The sequence below is a fragment of the Limosilactobacillus pontis genome (assembly GCF_002940945.1).
Taxonomy (GTDB): domain Bacteria; phylum Bacillota; class Bacilli; order Lactobacillales; family Lactobacillaceae; genus Limosilactobacillus; species Limosilactobacillus pontis_A.
The window spans coordinates 46,171-67,971 of the sequence record NZ_PNFV01000006.1 but is presented as its reverse complement, the minus strand read 5'-3'; the positions used below and the strand labels follow the sequence as shown (position 1 = coordinate 67,971).

The following is a 21,801-nucleotide window of genomic DNA, read 5'->3' as shown; positions in this document are numbered from 1 at the left end:
GGCGTGTTTTGCTTACTGTATGACAATTTATGAACTTAATTAAGCTCAGTTTGAGGTGATGTGGAATGCTGATGACGGAACCAATGGAAGAGCAGACCGACAACCGCACCGATCAAAGCTGGTACTAACCAGGACAAGCCCATTGTAGCAAGTGGCAGGTGGGCCCGCCATGCGGCAACTGTCAGGCCAAGTTGGCTCTGGCTGACTACGGCTGGAAAGGCGACAACCATGTCACCGAGAGCTGGAACCACCGTAAATAGGACGACAAAGAGGTAGACCACACCGTCGCGATGGAAGAGTGGCGAACTGACGGACAAGAGGATCAGGACCATTGACAGGGGGTAGAGGAACATCAGCATTGGGGTGGACCAAGCGATGATTTGGTCGAGGCCGAAGTTGGCGGTCAAGAATGAGGCCAGGCAGCTGAGAGCTAACCAGGTGTGGTAACTAACCTTGGGGAAGTGCTTATGAAAGTCCTGTGCAAAGGCGGCTACCAGACCTACTGCGGTCGTCAGGCAGGTTACTGTTAATAGGAAGGCTAGGACTACTTGCCCGAAGGCACCGGCGTATGCATTAACCAATTGGTTGAAGGCAACCCCGCCATCTGCAGAGACTTTAAAGCGACCGAGAGACATAGCCCCGAGGACGATCAGAAGAACGTAGATAACGGCAATGGCACTAACGGCGAGAACCCCAGATTTGGCAACGACGCGAGAAACATCGCTGGCCCGACGCTGTCCCATGGAGCGAACAGCAGTGACAACGGTGACCCCGAAGGCCAGACCAGCCAGGGCGTCCATCGTGTTGTAACCTTCGAGGAAACCGTTGGCAAGGGCATGATGGGCATAGGCGGTAGTTGCCGGTGCGCTGGCGGGGTTACCAAGCGGATTAGCAAAGGCAACCACGAAGACCAGGAAGAGCAGGGCTAAGAAGACAGGATTTAAGACTTTACCAACGTTAGCCAGGATGTTGTTTTCCTTGTAGGAGAAGGCAAAGGCCGCTAAGAAGAACAGAGCTGAGAAGATAAACAGGGCGACAGAAGTATATTGCTTCGGCAAGAATGGTTCGACACCGACCGTGAAGGAAACGGTCGCAGTCCGTGGCGTCCCGAAGAGGGGACCGATGGTGGCGTGGATCAGCACCATGAACACCAGGGCAAATCCGGCCCCTAGCGGTCGACCGACATCATAGACGCCCTCTGCACGAGTAACGGCGACGGCGAGAACGGATAGCAGTGGGAGCAGCACCCCGGTGATCAGGAAACCGACCGCAGCCGTTCCCCAGTCAGCACCAGCGAGCTGGCCTAGGTGCAGGGGGAAAATCAGGTTTCCGGCTCCGAAGAAGAGGCCAAACAATAGTGAGGCAACAACGAGATACTGTTTCCACGTTAATTTTCGTGATGTAAGATCTTGCATAAGAATCTTCCTCCTAAGAATAGAATTAGAAATAATTGCCCTAATCACAATAAAAAAGTCCCTTAGCCAAATTGCTTTGGCTAAGGGACGCTTTAGCGTGGTACCACCCTATTTTCGTACTGCCATCACTAGCAGTACCTTCCACGTACGGCCAAACTGGCGATACGCTGACACGATAATGGGTGTAACCACCGGAACTTACTGGATTTAAGAACCGGACTCGAAAGTGATTTTCACCGGGCAGGGATGACTGTCCCCTCACACCAAAACGGGACTCGCTGGAGCTTCCTGCCAGGTTACTCTTCTTTCTCATTGCGATCGAATAATTAAATTGTTGTTTATTATTTTAAGTATTTTCTTAGAAAAGTCAACAGCAAGTTTAAATTTTTTTAATTTAATTGAGCTTTTCACTGGAAACCGCATAGGCCGGATCACCATTGAGGGCCCTGGCCACTGCCCGTTCGACCACCGTGTTGGAGGTAACGTTGGCGATGGCGAGGGGCTTCTCATAGCGCTTGGCGTGGTGGTTAGCCAGCTGACTAATCCGGTGATGGATGGCGTCGATGCAGACAATTACAAAGTCGGCGTCACGGATCTCCCGCTTGATTTTACTGCTGGAGACCTTTTCTTCAGCTGAGGCATCAAGGCCGTGGAAGACCCCATGGTGCTTTGCGATCACAGGCTTGAGGCCTTGCACCTTGTCGCGGACGCCGGTGATGACCAGGACGGTTCGCTGTTTGAGATCGTAGTCGAGCTTTTTCTCGTAGTCGTGTTTGGTATTGATGACCTTTTTGACTACTTTAGGTTTGACTGGCTGCCGAGTGGTGTCGTAGTCCTGCTTCTCGTGGATCCAGCGAATACTGCCGGCACTAGCGTCCTTGAGACCGTTACCGTGGTCAAAATAAGCAAAGTCGATCACCATGCCTGCCTTCAGGTTGCGGCCTGGATACTTAAACGGGTCAACGACGATGGTATTAGCCGGGGCTTGGTCAAGGATGGAGTCGCCCTTCATCGTGTTGGCAATCTGGAGAACGTCGGAGCCGGGTACTGGCCGCAACTCGGCGTACGCGATCACTTTGATTCTAGTTGGCTTGTAGTCATCAAGGTGGTCACTGGTAACCCGCCGGATGCTTGGTAATCTGCGGACAAGCTGATGGGGATCGAGTTCGACGATATCACCGTCTTCCACTGGGAAGTGGAGCTGGTGCAGGATAGTCTCGGGGTAGTAGTGGTGGTTGATCTCAGCACCACTTAGCTTACGGTGAACCAGGTACCGGTTATCTGCGGCCAGACGTTCTGTTGCGCTGATTTCTTGGGGGGCTTCCGGCTTTGTAGCTGTCGGAATTTTTACCGGTGCGGCCTTAGTTGGGGTCGGTTTCTCCGTCTGGTCGGATGGACCGGTCAGCAGAGAATGAAGGGTTCGTCGGGCAGCCGGAGAAAGTGGGTGCTCGTTACGTTGGTGGGTCTGGTAGCGGTGATGGTGAGGCTTCTCATCGTGATCATAGTTGGGCTTAGCGCTATGGCCATTGTAGTGGTTGAGGATGTTGACCACTGCGGTAAGGCTACGCAGAGTTTGGTGGAGGCTGTGCGGGTCACTGCCAGTATTTTCGAGCAAGTCAATCAGTTCTTGCCGATAATCGTAAATTTCCATAATTTGTCGGTTCCTTTCAATACTATAACTATTTCAATGATAACAAGATGTTTAATGATTGTCAGTTCAAAGGACCGTGCCGAGCAGTGATTTAGCAGGGAAATCCTGTATAATGGTCCTAAGAGAAACTTTTAAGAGGACGAGGCGAGTAGAATGGCAAAACGAACAATAAAATTATTCTCCCATAACGACCTAGATGGCTTCGGGGCACCGTTATTATTGAAGGCGGTCCAGCCAGTAATGTTTGACGACACCGAGTTTGATATGACCAACTGCGGGGCCGGCCGGATTGATGATGAATTTACCCGCTGGATGCGGACTGCGGAAGCCAGTCGGTTTACCGACGTCTACATCATGGATATGACCCCAGACAGTGACTACACCTTCCAGCAGCTCAATGCCAACTTTGCCAATCACTGGTTGGTGTTTGACCACCATGAGAGCGAGGAGGACCTGCGTAGCAAATACGCCGCTAACAGTATTACCGCAGCCAACCCGAGTGTCAACCCGAGCGCAACCAGCCTGGTCTGGGACTGGCTTCAGCAACAACCGCACTTTGCGGATTTGCCAAATCAGCGCCGTACTGACCTAGCCTACCTGGTTGAACTGATTCGGGCTTATGATACCTGGGATTGGCAGAATGACCCAGATATGAGTGCGACAGAACGGACGGCGGCCGACAACCTTGACCAACTCTTCTGGTTCTATCCACTTCAGGACTCGGCCTCTTTTGTTGAGGGAGTCTTGAAGGCTGGTTGGCCCAAGTATCAAGAAGAGAATCGTCTTTTGATTCATACATTAAATGAGCGACGGGCCAAGTATCTGAAGAGCCATCTCAAGGACATGATCACGACAACGATCGCCGGACACCAGTTCGGAGTGGTCTATGCTGACGACTATAAGTCTGAGATTGCCCATGAACTTCTGGAACAGCATCCAGACGTGGATGCTGCCTTAGTGGTGAGCCCGGTCAGCATCTCCTTGCGCAGTAATGGCAAGCTGGATGTTGCCAAGTTTGCAGAGAAGTACTTCAACGGGGGTGGTCACGCCGACGCAGCGGGGGGACGGTTGAAGGTTAACCCGATCCAGGTTGGAGAACAGGCTGTGATCGACGACCTGACCCAGACCGTCAAGAACCAGCAGGAAGAGCAGCAGACCACGGAGAGTACCCTGGCCGACAACCTTGATCCCGCAGTAGCAGCAAAAATGGCGGCCCTGTTTAAAAAGAAGGACTAGGGGATAAGCGAGTCAACACTCTGTCAGATGTTATTGCCTAGATAGAACAGCGCAGCAAATAAATGACCTCCAGTACCTGGTAAAGCCGGACTGGGGGTCATTTATAATTTAGATAAGGAGTAGTTAGCTTTAAGTAGGCCTATATAGTGACCTGGATACTCAGTGGCTAGCTAGAAAAATCAGTGTAAGAGGTTTTGTATGCCTCATCCCTAAATCTTCAGCAAGTCGGCTGGCGTGGTCAACGGAAAGTCGGCATCTTTGATGGAGTCCGGATTGGCAGAGCCGTAGAGAGCCCCAGCGAACTTGACTCCTGCCGCCTTAGCTGCCTTGAGATCGTTGATAGTGTCACCAATATAGACCGTCGTGGCCGGGTCAGCCCCCATTTTCTCAATTGCCGCCAGAATCGGCTCTGGATCTGGTTTGTGCTTCTTTGTGTCGTCGGAGGTGATCACCGTGTTGAAGAGCTTGGCAAAGGCAAACTGCTGCTTGAAGTGATCATATTCAGACTGGAGTTTGGATGTGGCTACCGCCAGGTTCTTACCCTGATCGGCCAGGGACTGGAGGGCTGTAGGAATACCGGGTAGGATCTTAACCCGGTCCTCGCGCTGATAGGAGAGGGCAAACCACTCTTTGACCATCGGGGCGATCTCTTCTTCCTTGACGCCGAAGATCCGCAGGGCGTCGACCCCGGTAATTCCAAAGAGACGGTGCATTGTTTCCTCTTCATCCTCGGGGGCCACCTGGTAGCCGTGATTGCGGAGGGTCTGGATCATTGCCGGCATGTACATATCGAGGGTATCGATCAGGGTACCATCGATATCAAAAATAAAGTTTTGCATTTTTTTAGTCATTGGGAAGACTTCCTTTCGTTGAATATTATTGATTAGGTTTTAATAAAAAAAGTGGTGGCTCAGCTGGGCCACCACTTTTTTATTACTTAACAGTGCGTTGCCGCTGGAAGCGGATCAGCTTGTCGAATTCCGTACACAGCATGATCAGAGCGGAGATGATGATCACTGCCAGCCATTCCAGTGGGCTGATGCCGGAAACATGGAAGGCGGCTTGCATGAACGGTGCGTATGTCAGGATCAGCTGGAAGATAATCAGCAGGGCGATTACTCCCCAGGCCTTGCCGCTGATCGTCTTGATCTGGCCCAACCCGTACTGGTCAGTCCGGATGCTGAAGAAGTAGAAGACCTTGCTGATAACGATCGTGTTGATCATCATTGTTGAGGCGTTGATAACGCTGGAGCCGGTGTTGATAAACCACGTGTAGCCGATCAGCGAGAAGATCGCAATCAAAGCGGAGACGTAGCCCATCTGAATTAAGTCGTGACGGTTCATCAGCCGCTGGGTAATTGGCCGTGGCTCCCGGTCCATAATCCCTTCTTCGGCTTTTTCAAAGACAAAGGCAAACTGGATCGTGATGGCGGCAATCAGGTTGATCCACAACAGCTGAGCAGGCATTAATGGGACCTCCTGACCAGTCAGAATGGAGAAGGCCACCACCAGTCCTTCAGAGAACGAGGTTGGTAACAAGAAGAGAATACTCTTTTTGATATTGTCGTAGATTCGTCGTCCTTCCTTGATGACAGCCGACATTGTGGCAAAGTTGTCATCACCGAGAATCATGTCAGCAGCGTCTTTAGCTACGTCGGTTCCCTTGATTCCCATCGCTACACCAATATCAGCACGTTTGAGGGCCGGAGCATCGTTAACCCCATCTCCAACCATTGCGGTTACCTGTTGCTTGTTTTGCAGGGCCTCAATGATCTCAAGTTTGTTCTGTGGTGTTGTTCGAGCGAAAACCTGAGTATTTAAGGCAACGCTGCCTCGTTGGTCTTCGCTTAAGGCATCCCATTCAGCCCCGGTGATTGCATGAATTGGTCCGTCGGTCAAACCAAGTTGCTTCCCAATGGCCCGGGCAGTTTGTGGATCATCCCCGGTGATCATCTTGACGGAGACACCAGCCCGGTTCATCTGCTTAAGGGCCGCAATAACTTCTTCACGCGGTGCATCCTGCAGGGCAGCCAAACCGAGCAGGTGGATTCCTTGGTAGAGGTGGTTGTGTTCGACCTCCATCAGGTTCTCGCCCTTCACCGGCTGGTAGCCGACAGCGATGACCCGCTTACCCTGCTTGGACCATTGGTCAACCCGTTGTTCCCACTTTTTAAGATCAAAATGCGGGTCTTCTTTAACAGCCATCTCAAAGAGTTTGTCTGGTGATCCCTTAACGAAGATCACCTGTTGGTTGGTCTGTGGATCTGCCGTCAGTTCTGCAATATAACGGTAGTCCGAGTCGAACGGCAAGAGATCAAGGGCTTTATATGGGGACTTAAAGTCTGCACCAAAGGCCTTGTGATAGAGGGTTAAGAAGGCTCCATCAGTTGGCTCCCCGTTGATGTGCCACCTGCCATCCTCGTGGCTTAGTATGGTGTCGTTCGCCTGGTAGCCGGCTTCAACGAAGAGCTTGAGCTGGTCTGTCAGTTCAGCCGGCTGGCCGTCACTTAGGATCTGACCGTTCGGTGCATATCCAGTTCCGGTTACCGTGTAGTGGTGGTCGCCAACCCAGAGCTCGATTGCTGTCATCTCGTTCTTGGTTAGCGTTCCGGTCTTGTCGGTAGCGATGACGTCAACAGAGCCCAGCGTTTCCACGGCTGGCATTGACTTAATAATTGTCTGATACTTTTTGGCCATTTTGCTGACCCCGAACGCCAGAATTACGGACGTCGTGGCAGGCAACCCTTCTGGAATCGAGCCTACTAGCATGGCTACGACAGCCAGAGCAAGGGCTGGCAGAGAGTATATCTTAAGGAAGAAGCCAACAATGAAGACGATCACGGAAGCGGTGATGGTGATGTAGGAAACCACCTTGCCGACGTGGTCAATTTCCAGGGTTAGCGGCGTCTTCTTCTGCTTAATATGAGCGACTTCTTGGGAGATCTTCCCAATTTCGGTTTCCTCGGCCGTGGCAACAACGACCCCAATTCCGCTTCCGCTGGTAACCTGGGTGGAGGCATAGGCCATATTGACCCGGTCGGCCAGTGGAACGTTGTCGTCAGTTAGGGCTTCATCAGTCTTGATGACCGAGTTAGTTTCTCCAGTCAGGGCAGATTCCTCAATTCGAAGGTTATCCGCGGAGACAATTCGTAAGTCGGCAGGTACGTTATCGCCGGCTTCCAGGAAGACAACGTCACCCACCACTAGGTTAGCAGCGTCAATGTCTTGTCGCTTGTTATCACGGTAGACCGTTGCCCGCGGCGCCATCATTTCCTTGATCTTAGCCAGGGCATTAGCGGCGCTGGTTTCCTGGAAGTAGCCAATCAGCGAGTTCAGGATCACCACGGCTGCGATAACGATCGCGTCGGTATAGTGACCGATCATGATAGTTAAGACCGTGGCGACTAGCAGAATGTAAATTACAATGTTATTAAATTGACGAAGGAAGATCTTCCACTTCGGCGTGGGTTTGACCTCCAGGACGTTAGGACCGTTTTTATGGAGACGGTCCTGAGCTTCCTGGGCACTCAACCCAACTGTGAATTTTGTCAGGCCATAGTGCTGCTTCAGTTCATCTTTTGTTAATTGGTAATTTTGTCTCATTTTTCACCCTTTTTCCAAAAAAATCCTTAGTAGTAATTGAGCCTTGGTTCCCGAATTTTATACCCCATCAGGAACCGTCATCAGTGAAGCCAGATTGTTTTTACTTCAATCAGTCCTTCTTATTTTTCGTAAGAATATCATACCATATTTCACATGCTGAGATACGAAGTTAAGGGATTTTTAATAAATGATTCACAAACTTTCTATAAATAAAGACAGCCCCTTTATTTATGAAAAGGAGCTGCCAAAATATTAATTATTAAAAGTGCCGTTTTCCACCTGTCGGATGAAGTCGGCAAGGTGCTTGTAGTAGACATCGGGGTTATCAACCATGTGATGGTGACCGCCACCTGGCGTGGTAACAAACTTAGCATTTGGAATCAGCTCAGCCATCTTCTTACCGGTTGGCATTGGCATTGATTCGTGGTCCCCATAGGTAATTAGAGTTGGCACTTTGATGTTCTTGAGTTGGTCGCGGAAGTGCCAATCTTTCAGCTTTCCAGTGATAACGAACTCGTTGTCACCCTGGAAGACATTGTAGACCGCGTTTCCACCGAGGTCCTTCAGGTGTTCAAGCTTGGATGGTTGCCGGCGATCAATGTAGTTCTCGTTCATCACCTGAACGTATTCCTGGTACTTGGGGTTGCTGTAATCATTATTGTTTTCACACTGCTTCATGAAGGACACGGCTTCTGGAGAAAGAGTTTTCTCACGCAGGGCGTTGATATGCTTGACGTAGTCGTCGATCTCATCGACCATCGAGGAGATAATAGCGCCCTTGAGGTGTTGACCGTACTTTACTGCGTATTCCTGGACCAGGAGGCCACCCCAACTCTGACCGATCAGGTAGAAGTTGTCCAGACCGAGTTTTTCCCGAACTTCATCAACTTCATCGAGGAAGTAGTCATAGGTGAGGTACTTCTTGGCAACTTCAGGGTTGGAGTAGTCGGGTTGGTCAGAGTAGAGGGAGCCCAGCTGATCGTACATTGTGACCTGAACGTTAAGACCCTGCTTGGCCAGCTGTTCAGCCGCATCCTCCCAATATTCGTGATTGCCACCGGGACCACCGTGCAGGGCGAGCAGGTGGATGTCTCCCTCCCCTTGGGTGTTAGTCCAGAGGTGGTAGCCGTTATCCAACGTTATAATCTTAGTTCCTTGTTTCAAGTCTGATACTCTCCTTAATAATTATTAATCAAATTATAAGATTATTCTAACGCATGAAACAGGACTAGTTCAAGCTATTGATACCGGGAACCGTTAAAATAGCGTTTTCAAGGCTAAGCTGATAATTGATGTCCTCATTACCACGGAGGGTGAATGCATAATCTGTTGCATAAATAATCAGGACGAGACGATGACCAGCTCGCAGGTGGTGAAAGATCGGTTGAAGGTCGAAACTGACATCAACCAGCTGATCTGGAGCTAGGGGATCAACTGTGGCTGGGTCGTGACGATTTTGCAGGTTAATGTGACCGCGGGCGATAATCCGGTAGCTGGTTGGCTTTTTCTGTAGACGGAATTCACGCAGGTCGTCATTCGCCCAGTGGTAGCCGAGCTGCAGGCCGCCCCGATTGATGATCACGGGAGACGTGGTTAGCCGTCGGTCTGTACCGAGGTCGACAAGTGCCGCACTGAGTAGACCGTGATCACTGGAACTAGCAACAGCAAGGCTGACCCGCGGCGTTCCCCGCAGTAGGAAGTCCTGGTCGGCCGGTTGGCTGGCGAAGTGATGACTAAAACGGCCCGGATCCTGCATTAAGGCCGCCTGCCACTTAGTCGGATCCTTGCACCATGCCCGGTAGGTGGCGTCGCTTTGGTGATCATTGAAGACGACCTCCTTGGCAATGTGGACATCGCCATCAATCAGACTGTGTTCGTCCAAATGGAGTGTCAACTTTTCACCGGCCGTCCAGTGGTCGTAGGCGGTCCAGGTCTCTGGTTGGGCATTATCTTGGACGAGAACTTTTGGAAGCACCCGGTCGGCTTGGTTATCGACGTCCCAGAGCTTATCGGCCAGCCAGAGATTTGCCATTTCGGAAAAGTCTAGTGACCGGAAGGCATTGATATAGATGTGCTGACCTTGGTGGAGAATTAGCTTACTGGTAACAGGCAAGGATTGGAGGGCATCATACAATGCCTTAACATTACTTGGCTTGACATTGGTATCGTTTAGGCCGTGGACCATCATTACAGCCGCCTTAATCCCCTGAATGTCCTTACGGTAATTACGCCGATCCCAGAAGGCGTTATAATTGCCGGTTTGCCGATCCATTGCCTGGGTCAGGCGGTGGATATACTTATCATAGACCGGCTTAATACGTGCAAAGTCAGCGGGGCGTTTAGTTCGGCTGAAGGTTTCGTCGGCTAGGGTATCGGCGTCTTCCCCCTGGAAGCCACCGGCCGCCCGGACCAAACCGCCTTCCCGATAGTAGTCGTACCAGCTAGAGATGGCGGCTTCACTGATGATCGCCTTCAGACCGGGCACTCCAGTAGTGGCAACGGCAGTGGCGAGGGTACCAAGATAGGAGCGGCCAGTCATGGCAACGTTACCGTTACACCAGTCGGCATCAACAGTGATACCGCTGGTCCGATCGGTGAAAGCCCGTCGATCACCGTGCAGCCACTCGACGACCGCCTTCATCGAGTCAGTCTGCTCTGGGGATCCGCAGGTCTGGACACCGTCAGAATCCCTGGTGCCGATCCCAGCAGCGTAAACGATGGCATAACCGCGGATGGCAAGGTAGTTGTTGAGGGTGTAGGCCGGGCTGTCGCTGAAATGCTGAGTTGCCTGTTGGGCGTGCCCAGTCACGGTCCGATGGCTAAAATTGGTTGGGAAGGTCATCTCAGTTGGCGCTTCCTGCCCTACTTTCTTGTGAGTGAGCGGGTAGTCGATCTTGTGAGTGGCTTGTTCGCCCCATTCGTCGTTAGTTCCCTGGTTGTACGGACTAGCGGTAAAGACGGCTGGTACTTTCAAACCATGGCTGGACTCTGCCGGCCGGATGATTTCTGCCTTGACGAGGTCGGCCTGACCATCAAAGTCGGTGTCCATGTCGGTTTCAATGTAGACAACTTCGCGAACGAAGTGAGCCGGGTCGAAGCTGGCTAAGGGTTTGCCGTTGAAGAAGAGTGGTTTTTGCTCCGCTGGCAGTTGATAGGACCAGGTTAAAAAGCCGTTTGCGGTTAGCTGATCAATGAGGATCTGACCATCTTTGCCCCTAGTATTTAAGAGGAGGTAATAGGCATTGATAACGTCACTGCTGGTCCAATGGTCATGCTCTTCAAGCGGCAGGCCGAGTTTATGCCAGGCCGCTAACGGTGCGGTCAGCGAGAAGTCGACTCCCGGTTCAAAACTTAGCAGCTGAAGGGCGACCCGGTAAAAGATTTCATTTGTCAGCTCTTGATCACTGGCGAGCCAGTCGTCGATTGCCAGGTTAGGAGTGGCTAGCAGGTCGTGGAGCCACTCCTTGCCGGTCAGCGGTGTGGTGCAGGAAAGGTGGGTCCGGACTAGTAGGGTTTCGAACAGGCCCTTGGCATCCATTGTATCGCCTTCACCGTCTCTGAGCAGGCGAATACGGGCTAGTTCAGTCTGTCGCTGGGCAGGGCTGGTTGGTGTGATACTGAATTGGTTGATTTTCATAATAAACACCTCGCAAAATTTTCTATCCTCATTATCGCACTGATAGGGAAATTAATCAGTCCGGCCAAGCGCTTTTCTGGACCAGAAAGAGTATAATTTACCTGTTTGCAAAATTTTAGAATAGGAAAGATGGTGAGCAGCAATGAGTAATAACATTATGGAGTTCCGGCATGTCTCCCAGCAGTTTGGAGATAACGTAGTCCTGCGTGACATTGACTTTAAAATCGAGGCCGGCAAGTTTTACACTCTCCTCGGCCCGTCCGGCTCCGGGAAAACCACAATTCTCCGTTTGATCGCCGGCTTCGACCAGCCAACCAGCGGGGAAATCTACTTTGATGGACAACGGATCAACGATGTCCCGGCTAACCGTCGTCAGGTCAACACGGTCTTTCAGGATTATGCACTCTTCCCTCACATGAACGTAGCGGAGAACGTATCCTTCGGGTTGCAGATCAAGGGGGTTAAGAAGCGCGAGATCGACCAGCGGGTCAAGAAAGCTCTCCACCTGGTCCAGCTGGATGGTTATGGGTCGCGGGAGATCACTGCCATGTCCGGGGGACAGCGGCAACGGGTAGCAATTGCTCGTGCAATCGTCAACCGTCCCAAGCTCTTGCTCCTTGACGAGGCTCTGTCTGCTCTTGACCATAAGCTGCGAGTCGAGATGCAGACGGAACTGCGCCAGCTCCAGCGACAGTTGGGGATTACCTTTATCTTCGTCACCCATGACCAGGAGGAGGCTCTGGCGATGAGTGACCAGATCATGATTATTAATGACGGAACGATCCAACAGAGCGGTACCCCGGTTGATATTTACGATGAGCCGCTGAATCACTTTGTAGCTGATTTTATCGGTGAGAGCAACATTGTGCCCGGGGTGATGAAGGCTGACTACCTGGTAACGATCGACGGTCAGGACTTTGAGTGTGTCGATGCGGGGATGCGGCCTAATGAGCGGGTCGAGGTGGTAATCCGTCCCGAGGATCTGGATATCACTACGATCGACCAGGGAAAACTAACCGTTACCGTCGATACCCAGCTATTCCGGGGTGTTGACTATCAGATTACTGCCCATGATCAGCGGGATCACGAATGGAAGATTAACTCGATTCACAAGACTACTGTGGGGGCCCAGGTCGGGCTGTCCTTTGACCCCGAAGATATTCACGTGATGCGTTACAACGAAAGTGAGGAGGACTTCGACGCTCGCTTGGATAGTTATGAGGAGGGTGAATGATGCGTCAGAAAGCAATCTTTACTATTCCTTACGCCCTCTGGATCCTGCTCTTTGTCATTGCGCCGCTCGTGCTGATTTTCTACCAATCTTTTTTCAACATTGATGGTCAGGTTACCCTAGGGAACTATGCGACCTACCTGACTTCGGGGGTCTACCTAAAGATGACCCTCAATTCGGTCTGGTATGCCTTTCTGATTACCCTGGTAACCTTGGTGATTTCTTACCCAACAGCCTATGTACTGAACCATTTGCGAAACAAACAGTTTTGGCTCTTGCTGGTAATTTTGCCGACCTGGATCAACCTGCTCCTGAAGACTTATGCTTTTATCGGCCTATTCAGTCGAACGGGAACAGTCAACCAGTTTTTGCGCTTTGTCGGGTTGGGCAGTCATCAGCTTCTCTTTACTGATGCCAGCTTCATGTTTGTGGCAGCCTACATTGAAATCCCCTTTATGGTCCTGCCAATCTTTAACTCGCTGGCTGAGATCAGCCCCTCACTGATCAATGCTAGTAAGGATCTAGGTGCTAGCCAATGGCAGACTTTTATCAAGGTGGTCTGGCCGTTGTCTATGCCGGGGGTCAAGGCCGGTATTCAGGCGGTTTTCATCCCTTCACTCTCCCTATTCATGATCACTCGTCTAATCGGGGGAAACCGGGTTATCACCCTAGGGACGGCGATTGAGGAGCATTTCCTGACTACCCAGAACTGGGGGATGGGTTCAACTATTGGTGTAATCCTGATCCTGGCGATGTTTATCGTTATGTTTATCACCGGAGAGGGTCGGCAGAAAGGAGGACGGCACTGATGAAGAAATACCATTTTACTTGGGGCGGTCTCTACCTGGCCTTGGTTTTTGTGATCTTGTATGCGCCAATTCTTTATCTAATGATCTTTTCCTTTAGTGCCGGCAAGACGATGGAGAACTATCATGGCTTCTCTTTCCAGCATTATGCTGATCTTTTCGCCGATAGTCGGATGATCACGATCGTCATCAATACCCTGATTGTGGCTTTATTGGCATCGCTGATCGCTACCATCATCGGTACAATGGGGGCGTTGGTGATCAAAAGCAGTCGAGGAGCTTGGCGCAACAGCCTTCTTTCCTTAAACAACGTCTTGATGGTTTCGCCAGACGTTATCATCGGGGCCAGCTTCCTGATCTCTTTCACTGTCCTTGGCATTCGGCTGGGCTTTATGTCAGTCTTGCTTAGTCATATTGCTTTCTGCATCCCAATCGTCGTCTTGATGGTTCTGCCCAAGCTCAATGAACTGTCACCGACTCTGGTTGACGCTGCTTATGACCTGGGTGCTTCCCACTGGCAGGCACTTTCCCGAGTGGTTCTTCCTGCGATCGCACCTGGTATTTTTGCTGGCTACTTTATGGCCCTGACTTATTCGCTAGACGACTTTGCCGTGACCTTCTTTGTTACTGGAAATGGGTTCTCGACTTTGTCGGTAGAGATTTACTCCCGGGCCCGACAGGGGATTAACCTGGAGATTAATGCCTTGTCGACCTTGATGTTTATTGTGTCACTGCTGCTGGTGATCGGCTATTACTTCATCAGTAAGCATAGCGGTCGGCGTAACCGGATCGTGGCCGTAAAGGAGGGGGATGCCCAATGAAGAAGCTATTTGCTGCATTGGTGGGGATCCTGGCCCTATGCCTCCTGCTTGCGTTTGGCGACTATACCTTGAACTGGCAGAACAACCAGACGGGGCAGCGGACGGTCACTATTTACAATTGGGGTGACTATGTTGATCCGGCCCTGATTACCAAGTTTGAGAAGCAGACCGGCTACCACGTCGACTATGAAACATTTGATAGCAACGAGTCGATGCTGACGAAGATTCGTCAAGGTGGAACCAACTACGACCTGGTGATTCCTAGCGAGTATACGGTTCAGCGGATGCGAAAGGAAGGGCTGATCACTCCTCTGGACCACCGCAAATTGCCCAACTTGCGCTATATTGATTCCCAATTTTTGAACCGGTCCTTTGACCCTGACAACCGTTATTCGGTGCCATACTTTTGGGGGACCCTGGGGATTATCTACAATGATGAGCAGGTTAAGGGTCGTGACGTTCAGCACTGGTCTCAACTTTGGAACCCACGCCTGAAGGACAACGTGATGTTGATCGATAGTGCCCGCGATGTTTTTGCCATGGCCCTGATCACCCAGGGGGACTCGGTTAATACGACTAACTACCACCAGCTCAAGCGAGCCCAGCGTCATCTTAAGCGGCTGACCCCCAACGTCAAGGCGATCATCGCTGATGAGATGAAGATGTACATGGAACAAGGCGAGGCAGCCGTCGGAGTAACCTATTCGGGGGATGCTCGGGAGATGATGAGTATCAATCACCACCTTCATTATGTCGTGCCGAGCGAGGGGAGCAATATTTGGTTCGATAACATGGTGATTCCGGAGGCGGCTCGGAACAAGGCGGCCGCCTACCAGTTCATCAACTTCATGCTGGAACCGGCGAATGCAGCTCAAAACGCCCGTTATGTTGGTTATGCGACCCCAAATTGGAAGGCTAAGCAGCTCCTCCCGAAAAAAGTGACCGCGGATCGGGCCTTCTACCCGCCGAAAAAGACAATGAGGCATTTGCAGACTTACCGTGACCTGCCATTACATGTGTTGGGTGAGTATAATGACCTCTTTCTTGAGTTCAAAATGTTTGCTAAATAAAAATAATAACCAGCAGTTTTTATGAAAAGCTGCTGGTTATTGTTTTATTAGTAGTGGCCCTAAAGAGATGGATGAAGAAATGAAAACCAATCATCAAAAATATTTTTACAAAATTTCATAAATAGTTGAACAAAAGTAAACAAGATGCTACAATTAAATTGTCAAAAAGAGGAGGAATACATTATGGAATACAATAAGTACATCGACCACACTTTACTAGCTCCCGACGCTACTGAAGATCAGATTGACACGGTGATCAAGCAGGCGATTGATAACCATTTCCACACGGTCATGGTTAACCCATACTGGGTTGCTAAGGTTCACCACGCTCTGGCAGAAACTGACGTGGTTACAGCTTGCGTGATCGGCTTCCCACTCGGGGCGAATACCACCAAGATCAAGGTGGCTGAGGCTGAGGATGCCATTGATAACGGTGTTGATGAACTCGACATGGTAATGAACATTGGTGAGATGAAGAGCAAGCACTACGACAAGGTTGAGGCTGATATTCAGGCGGTTGTTGATGCTGGTCACAAGGCTGGCAAGCTGGTTAAGGTGATCATCGAGACTTGCCTGCTGACTGATGATGAGATCACTAAGGCATCCCAAATTGTGGCTAAGACTGGGGCAGACTTTGTAAAGACCTCCACTGGTTTTTCTACAGAAGGGGCCACGGTCCACGGTGTTGAACTGATGGCAGCTGCCGTTAAGGGGACTGACACAGCGGTCAAAGCCTCTGGTGGTATTCATTCCGCAGCGGATGCTCAGGCGATGATTGATGCTGGTGCTACCCGGCTGGGGGTTAGCCATAGCATGCAGGTCATTGGTAAGGAATAAGGTATAATGAAGTGGTTGGGTGACTTGCCCACCACTTTTTTAATTAGGGGAGAAGTAAAATTATATGGATACGAAACGTCAGATCAAGCAGGCGGTAGCAATTAGCCGTCTATACTACCTGGAGGGAGCCACTCAGGCGCAGATTGCCCAAAAACTGCACCTATCGCGGCCGACGATCTCCCGAGCTCTTCAGTACGCCCGGGATAATAATATTGTGAATATCCAGGTTAATGACCCCCTGAGTAACGTCGATGCCCTTCAGGATCAGTTACGCCGCAAATACCAGTTGGACGATGCGGTGGTCGCTGATGTCAGCGCAGCCGGTGATCCTCAAGAAGACCTTGACCTCCTCGGCCAGGCTGCGGCTAATTACTTGCCGACGATCATTCGCGACAACGATACGGTGGGAATTAGTTGGGGTCGGACCCTTGCTGCCGTGGCCCGTCATCTCCAGCCAAGTGCCCGCAAAAATGTTCAAATAGTTTATCTCAAGGGAACGGTAGCAAACTCGACCCACAATAATTTTGTCGTTGAGGTGACCAAACACTTCAACACTTGTTACCACACTCAGGCGGAGATTCTGCCCCTCCCGGTTATTTTCGAACAATCGGAGATCAAGAAGATGGTTATCAAAGACCGGTTTATTCACAATATCCTGACTACTGCCCGCCAAGCTCAAGTGGCTTTGTTTACAGTCGGTACCACTGCCCCGGATGCTACGCTGTTTGAATTAGGTTACCTGTCTGCTGCAGAAATTAGGAAGCTTCAGCACCAATCGGTAGGGGACATTATCTCTCAGTTTGTTGATCGGGACGGGAAGATTGTTGATCCGGCACTGACGGCGCGGACGATGGCTTTACCGCTTGACCAGTTGAAGGAGAAGCGACAGGCTGTGCTGGTTGCAGGAGGGATGGCCAAGCTGCCGGCGATCCGGGCGGCTCTGGCAGGCCGGTACGCCAACGTATTGGTGACCGACACCAATGTGGCGTTACACTTAATAGACGAGAACTAAAAAAGATCAACCCATGATGGTCGATCTTTTTCGTTAACGCACCTTATTTAGTTTACTGTGCCGGTAACCATAGGCAAAGTAGATGATAATACCGATAGTGAACCAGATTCCGGCTCCAATGTAGGTAGTCTTGGACAATTGGGTCATCATTCCCAAGCAGGCTAGCCCAGAGAGAATCGGCAGGACTGGGTAGAGGGGTACCTTGAAGCCGCCCCGGTTACCGATGTCCTTCCGGTGCCGCAGGGGGATGATCCCGAACGATACCAGGGTGAAGGCAAACAGGGTCCCAATGTTAACTAAGCTGGTCAACTCATCCAGCGGTACCAGACCACCCATGACAGCAACGATGATTGAGACCACCCAGAGAGCAATCTGTGGTGAGTGGTGTTTCTTATCGAATTGGGCCAGCTTGGATGGTAGGAGCCCATCCCGCCCGATCGCATAAACCAGCCGGGAGCTAGAGTAAATCATTGAAATCATCATGGTAAACATTCCTACGAGGGCCCCGATGGAAAGCAGGTCAGCCAACCAGCCGTGGTTGACCAGTTGCAGGGCGTAGGCCACTGGGTTGGCGACGTTTAACTTGGTGTATTTGACCATTCCGGTTAAAACAGCAGCTACTCCCATATAGAGAATAGTGGCAACGACCAGGGTCCCAATGATCCCGATTGGCATGTTCTTCTTCGGGTTCTTGACTTCGGCGGCGGAACTGGAAACCACGTCGAAGCCTAAGTAGGCAAAGAAACCGAGCGTGGCCCCGTGAATAACGCCCTTGAGGTGGAAGGGCATGAATGGGTGGTAATTACTTGGCTTGATGAAGAAGAGTCCCACCCCAATAAAAATCAGAATGATTGCTAATTTTAATACTACGGCGAAGTCATTGATCCGCATTGAAGACTGCATCCCGTGGGCCAGCATCAGTGCAATTAGCAGGACAATTATCACCGCCACGATGTTGACATAGGTGCCGTGAGCCGGGTCGAAGGGACCACTTAATGCTGTTGGCAGGCGCAGGCCAAACGATTCGATCAATGAATTGAAATAGGCGGCCCACCCGGTTGAAACGGTTGCCACCGCTAGCATGTACTCCAGGACCAGGGCCCAGCCGAGCAGCCAGCCGAAGAATTCACCGAAGACAATGTTCCCGTACGAGTAGGCGCTTCCGGCGACGGGAAGGGCAGAGGAGAACTCAGCGTAACACATTGCAGCGAGGGCACAGACGACGGCGGAGAGAAAGAATGATAGGGTCACTCCTGGGCCGGCCGATTCCGCGGCGATTGTACCAGGGAGGATGAAGATCCCCGTTCCAATCACCGCACCAATCCCAATTGCCATTAAGTCTTTAGCGGTCATCGTCTTAACAAACTTTTTGTCCGCCCCCAAGTAACGGTCGAGACTTTCTTTGCGGAGAATGTTTAAGCCCATCGCTAAACCACCTTTCTTTGTTATAATAAATCATGGTACTTAAATGTACTGGTTAACTATTAATAATAACTAGTTACTACATTAAAAGTCAATGAGAAAATTAATAATAGCTTAATGATGTTAAGAATTTTGCTTAAGGAGCGAATGAACTATGGCAATTGAGATAACAAGTGGCGCTGTGGTCTATCGACGTACGGACTGTGGAATCGAATACCTGTTGTTGGAGAGTCAGAATAAGGGGCACTTTTGGGGCTTTCCAAAAGGTCACGTCGAGGGTGACGAGAGCTTGAAGGAGACTGCCGAACGTGAAATTCGTGAGGAGACCCAATTGGAGTTACCGATCGACACTACATTTCATGTTTACACTGAATACGATTTGCCTAATGGCAACCGTAAGCAAATGACCCTCTACACCGCTAACCTGACTAAGCACGAGGATATTCACCTCCAAGATGCGGAAATCAAAAATTGCGGTTGGTTCACCTACCAGGATGCTCGTGAACGGTTGACCTATAACAACCTTAAGCAATTACTCGACCAGGTCAACGACCACCTGACGAAATAATGATGGCTAAGCATGTATTCATCATTTGCGGCGCGGCGGGCTCTGGCAAGACGACAGTGGCCAACTACCTTCGGAAACACTTCAGCATGCACCGTGTGATCACGCATACGACCCGGGCACCACGGCCAGGAGAACAGGACGGGGTCGACTATCACTTCGAGGATGATGCTTCGATGGCCCGTCTTCACCTTCTGGAACAAGTAACCTACGACGGTGCCCAGTATGGCTCGTCTTATGAGGGTCTGCAGGAAGGCTGGCAAACTGGCCGCGATGACGTAATTGTTCTCGACACGGCCGGTGCTTTGACCTACCACCAGGAACTAGGCGATGCTGTGGTGATTATCTTCCTGACGGTTTCCCAGCTGACTGTCCTCGCCAAGCGGATGACACAACGGGGTGACCAGCAGGCGGCCATCGATTCCCGTCTTCACAGCAAGGAGTATCGTCGCGACTTGCACTTGCCGGCGGCACTGACCGGGATCGCCCATGTGATCACCAATGACCGCTGGGCGGCGACCCAGCAGCAGCTGAACCAACTGGTCGGCAAAGTTCTGGCGGGTCAAGACCAGAAATGCTAGAATTGAACAACTAGATTGGGGGAGTGATCGTGGACGAATTGGTTGAACGGGCTCAAACGGTCCTAAAGAAGCATCACTTGCGGTGGACTAAGCAACGGAAGATGATGATTGCAGCGGTTGCGGCTGATCCATCCCGTTATGTCGACATTACCAAGGTCGACCAATATTTGCGTCGCGACTATCCAGGCCTTAGCCACAACACGATCTACCGAAACTTCAAGGAGTTTGAAGAGCTGGGAATCGTCGAACTGCGCCAGCACAACGACCAGATGCAGGTTAAGTACTGTTGCGACTCGGTCCACCACCATCACTTTATCTGTGATCGCTGTGGTCGTGTTCAAGAGATCAAGATGATGCCGATTGACGACGCCTTCTTTACGCAGCAATTGCCGGGTATAAAGATCACCGGTCATACCTTTGAGCTGCACGGGATATGTGCCCAGTGTCGTGCCAGGGAAGCAGGCAACAAATAATCTTCACCTTTCCTTAACACTTTCTAGTTTAGAAGAGTGTATTATATTAGCTGAGAAAAGGAGAGAAATTAATTATGGCAGGAAAAATTCCACCTTTAGTAACCCCCTTTGCCTTGGTATCACTGGTTTTGGCACTGGGGGCAACCAACGTGGTTGTAAATAAGACCACCCATACCAACGAAGGGGCCAAGGTCACCAAGGTCTCGTCGCGGCAGTCGGTTGACTCCACGGATGACGATCAGAAGATCTCCAGGAGTGCTAGTCGAGACGATGATGACGACGCTAACAGCAGTTCTAACCAACGCAATAATGATAACAATAATCAGGCTACGAAGACGAGTAACAACGACGATCGAGGGACTAATAACACCCAGGCTAACGAGAACTCGACGCGATCAATCGATAATGCCAACCAAGGCAATAATCAGACGAATAACAACAATAATCATTCAACCGGTAACACCGGCGGAACGCAAAGCAATGGCGGTGGCAACACCGGTCAGGGAACTGGCAACAACGGTGGCACCACGACTACGCAGGGCAACAACCAATAGGAGGTGTTGAATTAATATGTTTAGTTTTCTTGATATGATTAATTCATCGCTGAGCTACTTCAACCTCGATACGAAGCTGAAGAGCCGGATTTATATTGGGATTGCGACCCTTGGGGATATCTATCTGGTCTACGTTACTTTCCGTCTTTTCATGAACCACGTCTGGTTGCGGGCTTTTCTTTACTGCCTGGCGATGTTGGCGATCACTTACTTTCTCTATCTTAACTTCGTCTTCTATTTCCTAGGCAAGACTTCGCAGTTTGACTTCCTGTCACCGCGCTTTGCCAAGATAACCGGGCAGAAGTTCGATACCGCTAGCAACGCGGCACCGTCGTTTGCGGCCCAGCAGCAGCTCGCTCGGGATCTGGCCAACAACTCTAACGGAGTGTTTGACGGAGCTGACACCATCCCCGCGGTGGTGGCAATTGACGATCACGAACAACGCAATCTGCAGGCAGTCGTCGATAAGCTCCTAGAAGAGGGGATCTTCGTCAATGATTACAGCGGCCTTAGCGACCGGCAGATTGTTGAGCAATATGCGCAAACCAATCGGCCAGTGCCGGCCTTGAATGCTCGCTCAGTGCCGCCATACTTTGAGTTGGTCCATGACCAGCTCCGGCATCGTTTAGAGATCTATATTGGGATGAATCAGATGGAACGACGTGCAGTTGGTCACATTGTTAAGATTGGTCTAACCGACGCTTCAACGGCTCACCACCGTTACCGGATCTACCTGGCCAACCTTGCTGTTGTCGGGGGGCCAAATAAGATTCCCGGCCGTCGGGGCTCGACTATTATGACAACCGCCGATTATGGACTGAACGCTCAGGTAGCCTACCGAGAGCGGTCAAAAGAATAATACTAAAATTAATAAGCAGCTTATTGGA

19 protein-coding genes and 1 other annotated feature are annotated in these 21,801 nt (G+C 50.9%); of the genes, 12 read left to right on the top strand and 7 right to left on the bottom strand.

Annotated features, from left to right (window positions below; genetic code table 11):
- Positions 1–35: 35 nt before the first annotated feature.
- A complete protein-coding gene (gene brnQ / locus CK797_RS06180) occupies positions 36–1,415 on the bottom strand; it encodes a branched-chain amino acid transport system II carrier protein (RefSeq protein ID WP_104688890.1) in 1,380 nt (459 codons plus the stop codon).
- 80 nt (positions 1,416–1,495) lie between these two features.
- Positions 1,496–1,737: a binding site (T-box leader), on the bottom strand.
- Between the two features lie 72 nt (positions 1,738–1,809).
- Positions 1,810–3,066, bottom strand: coding sequence for a DUF2325 domain-containing protein (locus CK797_RS06175; protein ID WP_104688889.1), 1,257 nt, complete (start codon positions 3,064–3,066; stop codon positions 1,810–1,812).
- A 153-nt stretch (positions 3,067–3,219) separates the two neighbouring features.
- On the opposite strand from CK797_RS06175, the gene CK797_RS06170 reads away from it, so the two are divergent.
- Positions 3,220–4,302 carry a DHHA1 domain-containing protein gene (locus tag CK797_RS06170; RefSeq protein WP_104688888.1) on the top strand — a complete coding sequence of 361 codons (1,083 nt, stop codon included), beginning with the start codon at positions 3,220–3,222 and terminating at the stop codon, positions 4,300–4,302.
- 209 nt (positions 4,303–4,511) lie between these two features.
- Here CK797_RS06170 and CK797_RS06165 read toward each other — a convergent pair whose 3' ends face one another.
- From CK797_RS06165 to CK797_RS06150, 4 genes are all read right to left on the bottom strand, one after another.
- Positions 4,512–5,153 (bottom strand): HAD family hydrolase, encoded by a 642-nt coding sequence (locus CK797_RS06165; protein WP_104688887.1) that lies wholly within the window; start codon positions 5,151–5,153, stop codon positions 4,512–4,514.
- 82 nt (positions 5,154–5,235) lie between these two features.
- Entirely contained in the window at positions 5,236–7,905 is a 2,670-nt protein-coding gene (locus CK797_RS06160) for an HAD-IC family P-type ATPase (protein ID WP_104688886.1), read from the bottom strand.
- A gap of 252 nt (positions 7,906–8,157) precedes the next feature.
- On the bottom strand, positions 8,158–9,069 hold the full coding sequence (locus CK797_RS06155) for a proline-specific peptidase family protein (RefSeq protein WP_104688885.1): 912 nt from the start codon (positions 9,067–9,069) through the stop codon (positions 8,158–8,160).
- A 64-nt stretch (positions 9,070–9,133) separates the two neighbouring features.
- Positions 9,134–11,542, bottom strand: coding sequence for a Xaa-Pro dipeptidyl-peptidase (locus CK797_RS06150; RefSeq protein WP_104688884.1), 2,409 nt, complete (start codon positions 11,540–11,542; stop codon positions 9,134–9,136).
- A 142-nt stretch (positions 11,543–11,684) separates the two neighbouring features.
- On the opposite strand from CK797_RS06150, the gene CK797_RS06145 reads away from it, so the two are divergent.
- The 6 genes from CK797_RS06145 (at position 11,685) to CK797_RS06120 (ending at position 17,319) form a co-directional block, all read left to right on the top strand.
- Entirely contained in the window at positions 11,685–12,776 is a 1,092-nt protein-coding gene (locus CK797_RS06145) for an ABC transporter ATP-binding protein (protein ID WP_104688883.1), read from the top strand.
- A complete protein-coding gene (locus CK797_RS06140) occupies positions 12,776–13,582 on the top strand; it encodes an ABC transporter permease (RefSeq protein WP_104688882.1) in 807 nt (268 codons plus the stop codon). The genes CK797_RS06145 and CK797_RS06140 overlap by 1 nt, the downstream gene beginning before the upstream one ends.
- On the top strand, positions 13,582–14,400 hold the full coding sequence (locus CK797_RS06135; RefSeq protein ID WP_104688881.1) for an ABC transporter permease: 819 nt from the start codon (positions 13,582–13,584) through the stop codon (positions 14,398–14,400). Before CK797_RS06140 ends, CK797_RS06135 begins: the two co-directional genes overlap by 1 nt.
- Positions 14,397–15,470 (top strand): ABC transporter substrate-binding protein, encoded by a 1,074-nt coding sequence (locus tag CK797_RS06130; RefSeq protein ID WP_104688880.1) that lies wholly within the window; start codon positions 14,397–14,399, stop codon positions 15,468–15,470. The genes CK797_RS06135 and CK797_RS06130 overlap by 4 nt, the downstream gene beginning before the upstream one ends.
- 183 nt (positions 15,471–15,653) lie before the next feature.
- Positions 15,654–16,307 (top strand): deoxyribose-phosphate aldolase, encoded by a 654-nt coding sequence (gene deoC, locus CK797_RS06125; RefSeq protein WP_104688879.1) that lies wholly within the window; start codon positions 15,654–15,656, stop codon positions 16,305–16,307.
- Between the two features lie 64 nt (positions 16,308–16,371).
- Entirely contained in the window at positions 16,372–17,319 is a 948-nt protein-coding gene (locus CK797_RS06120) for a sugar-binding transcriptional regulator (protein ID WP_104688878.1), read from the top strand.
- Between the two features lie 33 nt (positions 17,320–17,352).
- On the opposite strand, the gene CK797_RS06115 is transcribed toward CK797_RS06120, so the two are convergent.
- Positions 17,353–18,744: an amino acid permease gene (locus CK797_RS06115; protein WP_104688877.1), complete on the bottom strand. Its 1,392-nt coding sequence runs from the start codon at positions 18,742–18,744 to the stop codon at positions 17,353–17,355.
- Between the two features lie 151 nt (positions 18,745–18,895).
- Here CK797_RS06115 and CK797_RS06110 point away from each other — a divergent pair, with 151 nt between their 5' ends.
- The 5 genes from CK797_RS06110 (at position 18,896) to CK797_RS06090 (ending at position 21,773) form a co-directional block, all read left to right on the top strand.
- Positions 18,896–19,309 carry a bis(5'-nucleosyl)-tetraphosphatase gene (locus CK797_RS06110; protein WP_104688876.1) on the top strand — a complete coding sequence of 138 codons (414 nt, stop codon included), beginning with the start codon at positions 18,896–18,898 and terminating at the stop codon, positions 19,307–19,309.
- 2 nt (positions 19,310–19,311) lie between these two features.
- On the top strand, positions 19,312–19,887 hold the full coding sequence (locus CK797_RS06105; protein ID WP_104688875.1) for a guanylate kinase: 576 nt from the start codon (positions 19,312–19,314) through the stop codon (positions 19,885–19,887).
- 29 nt (positions 19,888–19,916) lie between these two features.
- Entirely contained in the window at positions 19,917–20,360 is a 444-nt protein-coding gene (locus CK797_RS06100) for a Fur family transcriptional regulator (protein WP_104688874.1), read from the top strand.
- A 74-nt stretch (positions 20,361–20,434) separates the two neighbouring features.
- Positions 20,435–20,914, top strand: a complete 480-nt coding sequence (locus tag CK797_RS06095; protein ID WP_104688873.1) for a hypothetical protein — start codon at positions 20,435–20,437, stop codon at positions 20,912–20,914.
- Positions 20,915–20,930: 16 nt separating this feature from the next.
- Positions 20,931–21,773 carry a DUF6681 family protein gene (locus tag CK797_RS06090; protein WP_104688872.1) on the top strand — a complete coding sequence of 281 codons (843 nt, stop codon included), beginning with the start codon at positions 20,931–20,933 and terminating at the stop codon, positions 21,771–21,773.
- The last annotated feature ends 28 nt before the right edge of the window (positions 21,774–21,801 follow it).

Coding starts and splice junctions, on each gene's coding strand:
- brnQ (WP_104688890.1), bottom strand. CDS start 1,415: ATGCAAGATCTTACATCACGAAAATTAACGTGGAAACAGTATCTCGTT.
- CK797_RS06175 (WP_104688889.1), bottom strand. CDS start 3,066: ATGGAAATTTACGATTATCGGCAAGAACTGATTGACTTGCTCGAAAAT.
- CK797_RS06170 (WP_104688888.1), top strand. CDS start 3,220: ATGGCAAAACGAACAATAAAATTATTCTCCCATAACGACCTAGATGGC.
- CK797_RS06165 (WP_104688887.1), bottom strand. CDS start 5,153: ATGACTAAAAAAATGCAAAACTTTATTTTTGATATCGATGGTACCCTG.
- CK797_RS06160 (WP_104688886.1), bottom strand. CDS start 7,905: ATGAGACAAAATTACCAATTAACAAAAGATGAACTGAAGCAGCACTAT.
- CK797_RS06150 (WP_104688884.1), bottom strand. CDS start 11,542: ATGAAAATCAACCAATTCAGTATCACACCAACCAGCCCTGCCCAGCGA.
- CK797_RS06145 (WP_104688883.1), top strand. CDS start 11,685: ATGAGTAATAACATTATGGAGTTCCGGCATGTCTCCCAGCAGTTTGGA.
- CK797_RS06140 (WP_104688882.1), top strand. CDS start 12,776: ATGCGTCAGAAAGCAATCTTTACTATTCCTTACGCCCTCTGGATCCTG.
- CK797_RS06135 (WP_104688881.1), top strand. CDS start 13,582: ATGAAGAAATACCATTTTACTTGGGGCGGTCTCTACCTGGCCTTGGTT.
- CK797_RS06130 (WP_104688880.1), top strand. CDS start 14,397: ATGAAGAAGCTATTTGCTGCATTGGTGGGGATCCTGGCCCTATGCCTC.
- deoC (WP_104688879.1), top strand. CDS start 15,654: ATGGAATACAATAAGTACATCGACCACACTTTACTAGCTCCCGACGCT.
- CK797_RS06120 (WP_104688878.1), top strand. CDS start 16,372: ATGGATACGAAACGTCAGATCAAGCAGGCGGTAGCAATTAGCCGTCTA.
- CK797_RS06115 (WP_104688877.1), bottom strand. CDS start 18,744: ATGGGCTTAAACATTCTCCGCAAAGAAAGTCTCGACCGTTACTTGGGG.
- CK797_RS06110 (WP_104688876.1), top strand. CDS start 18,896: ATGGCAATTGAGATAACAAGTGGCGCTGTGGTCTATCGACGTACGGAC.
- CK797_RS06105 (WP_104688875.1), top strand. CDS start 19,312: ATGGCTAAGCATGTATTCATCATTTGCGGCGCGGCGGGCTCTGGCAAG.
- CK797_RS06095 (WP_104688873.1), top strand. CDS start 20,435: ATGGCAGGAAAAATTCCACCTTTAGTAACCCCCTTTGCCTTGGTATCA.
- CK797_RS06090 (WP_104688872.1), top strand. CDS start 20,931: ATGTTTAGTTTTCTTGATATGATTAATTCATCGCTGAGCTACTTCAAC.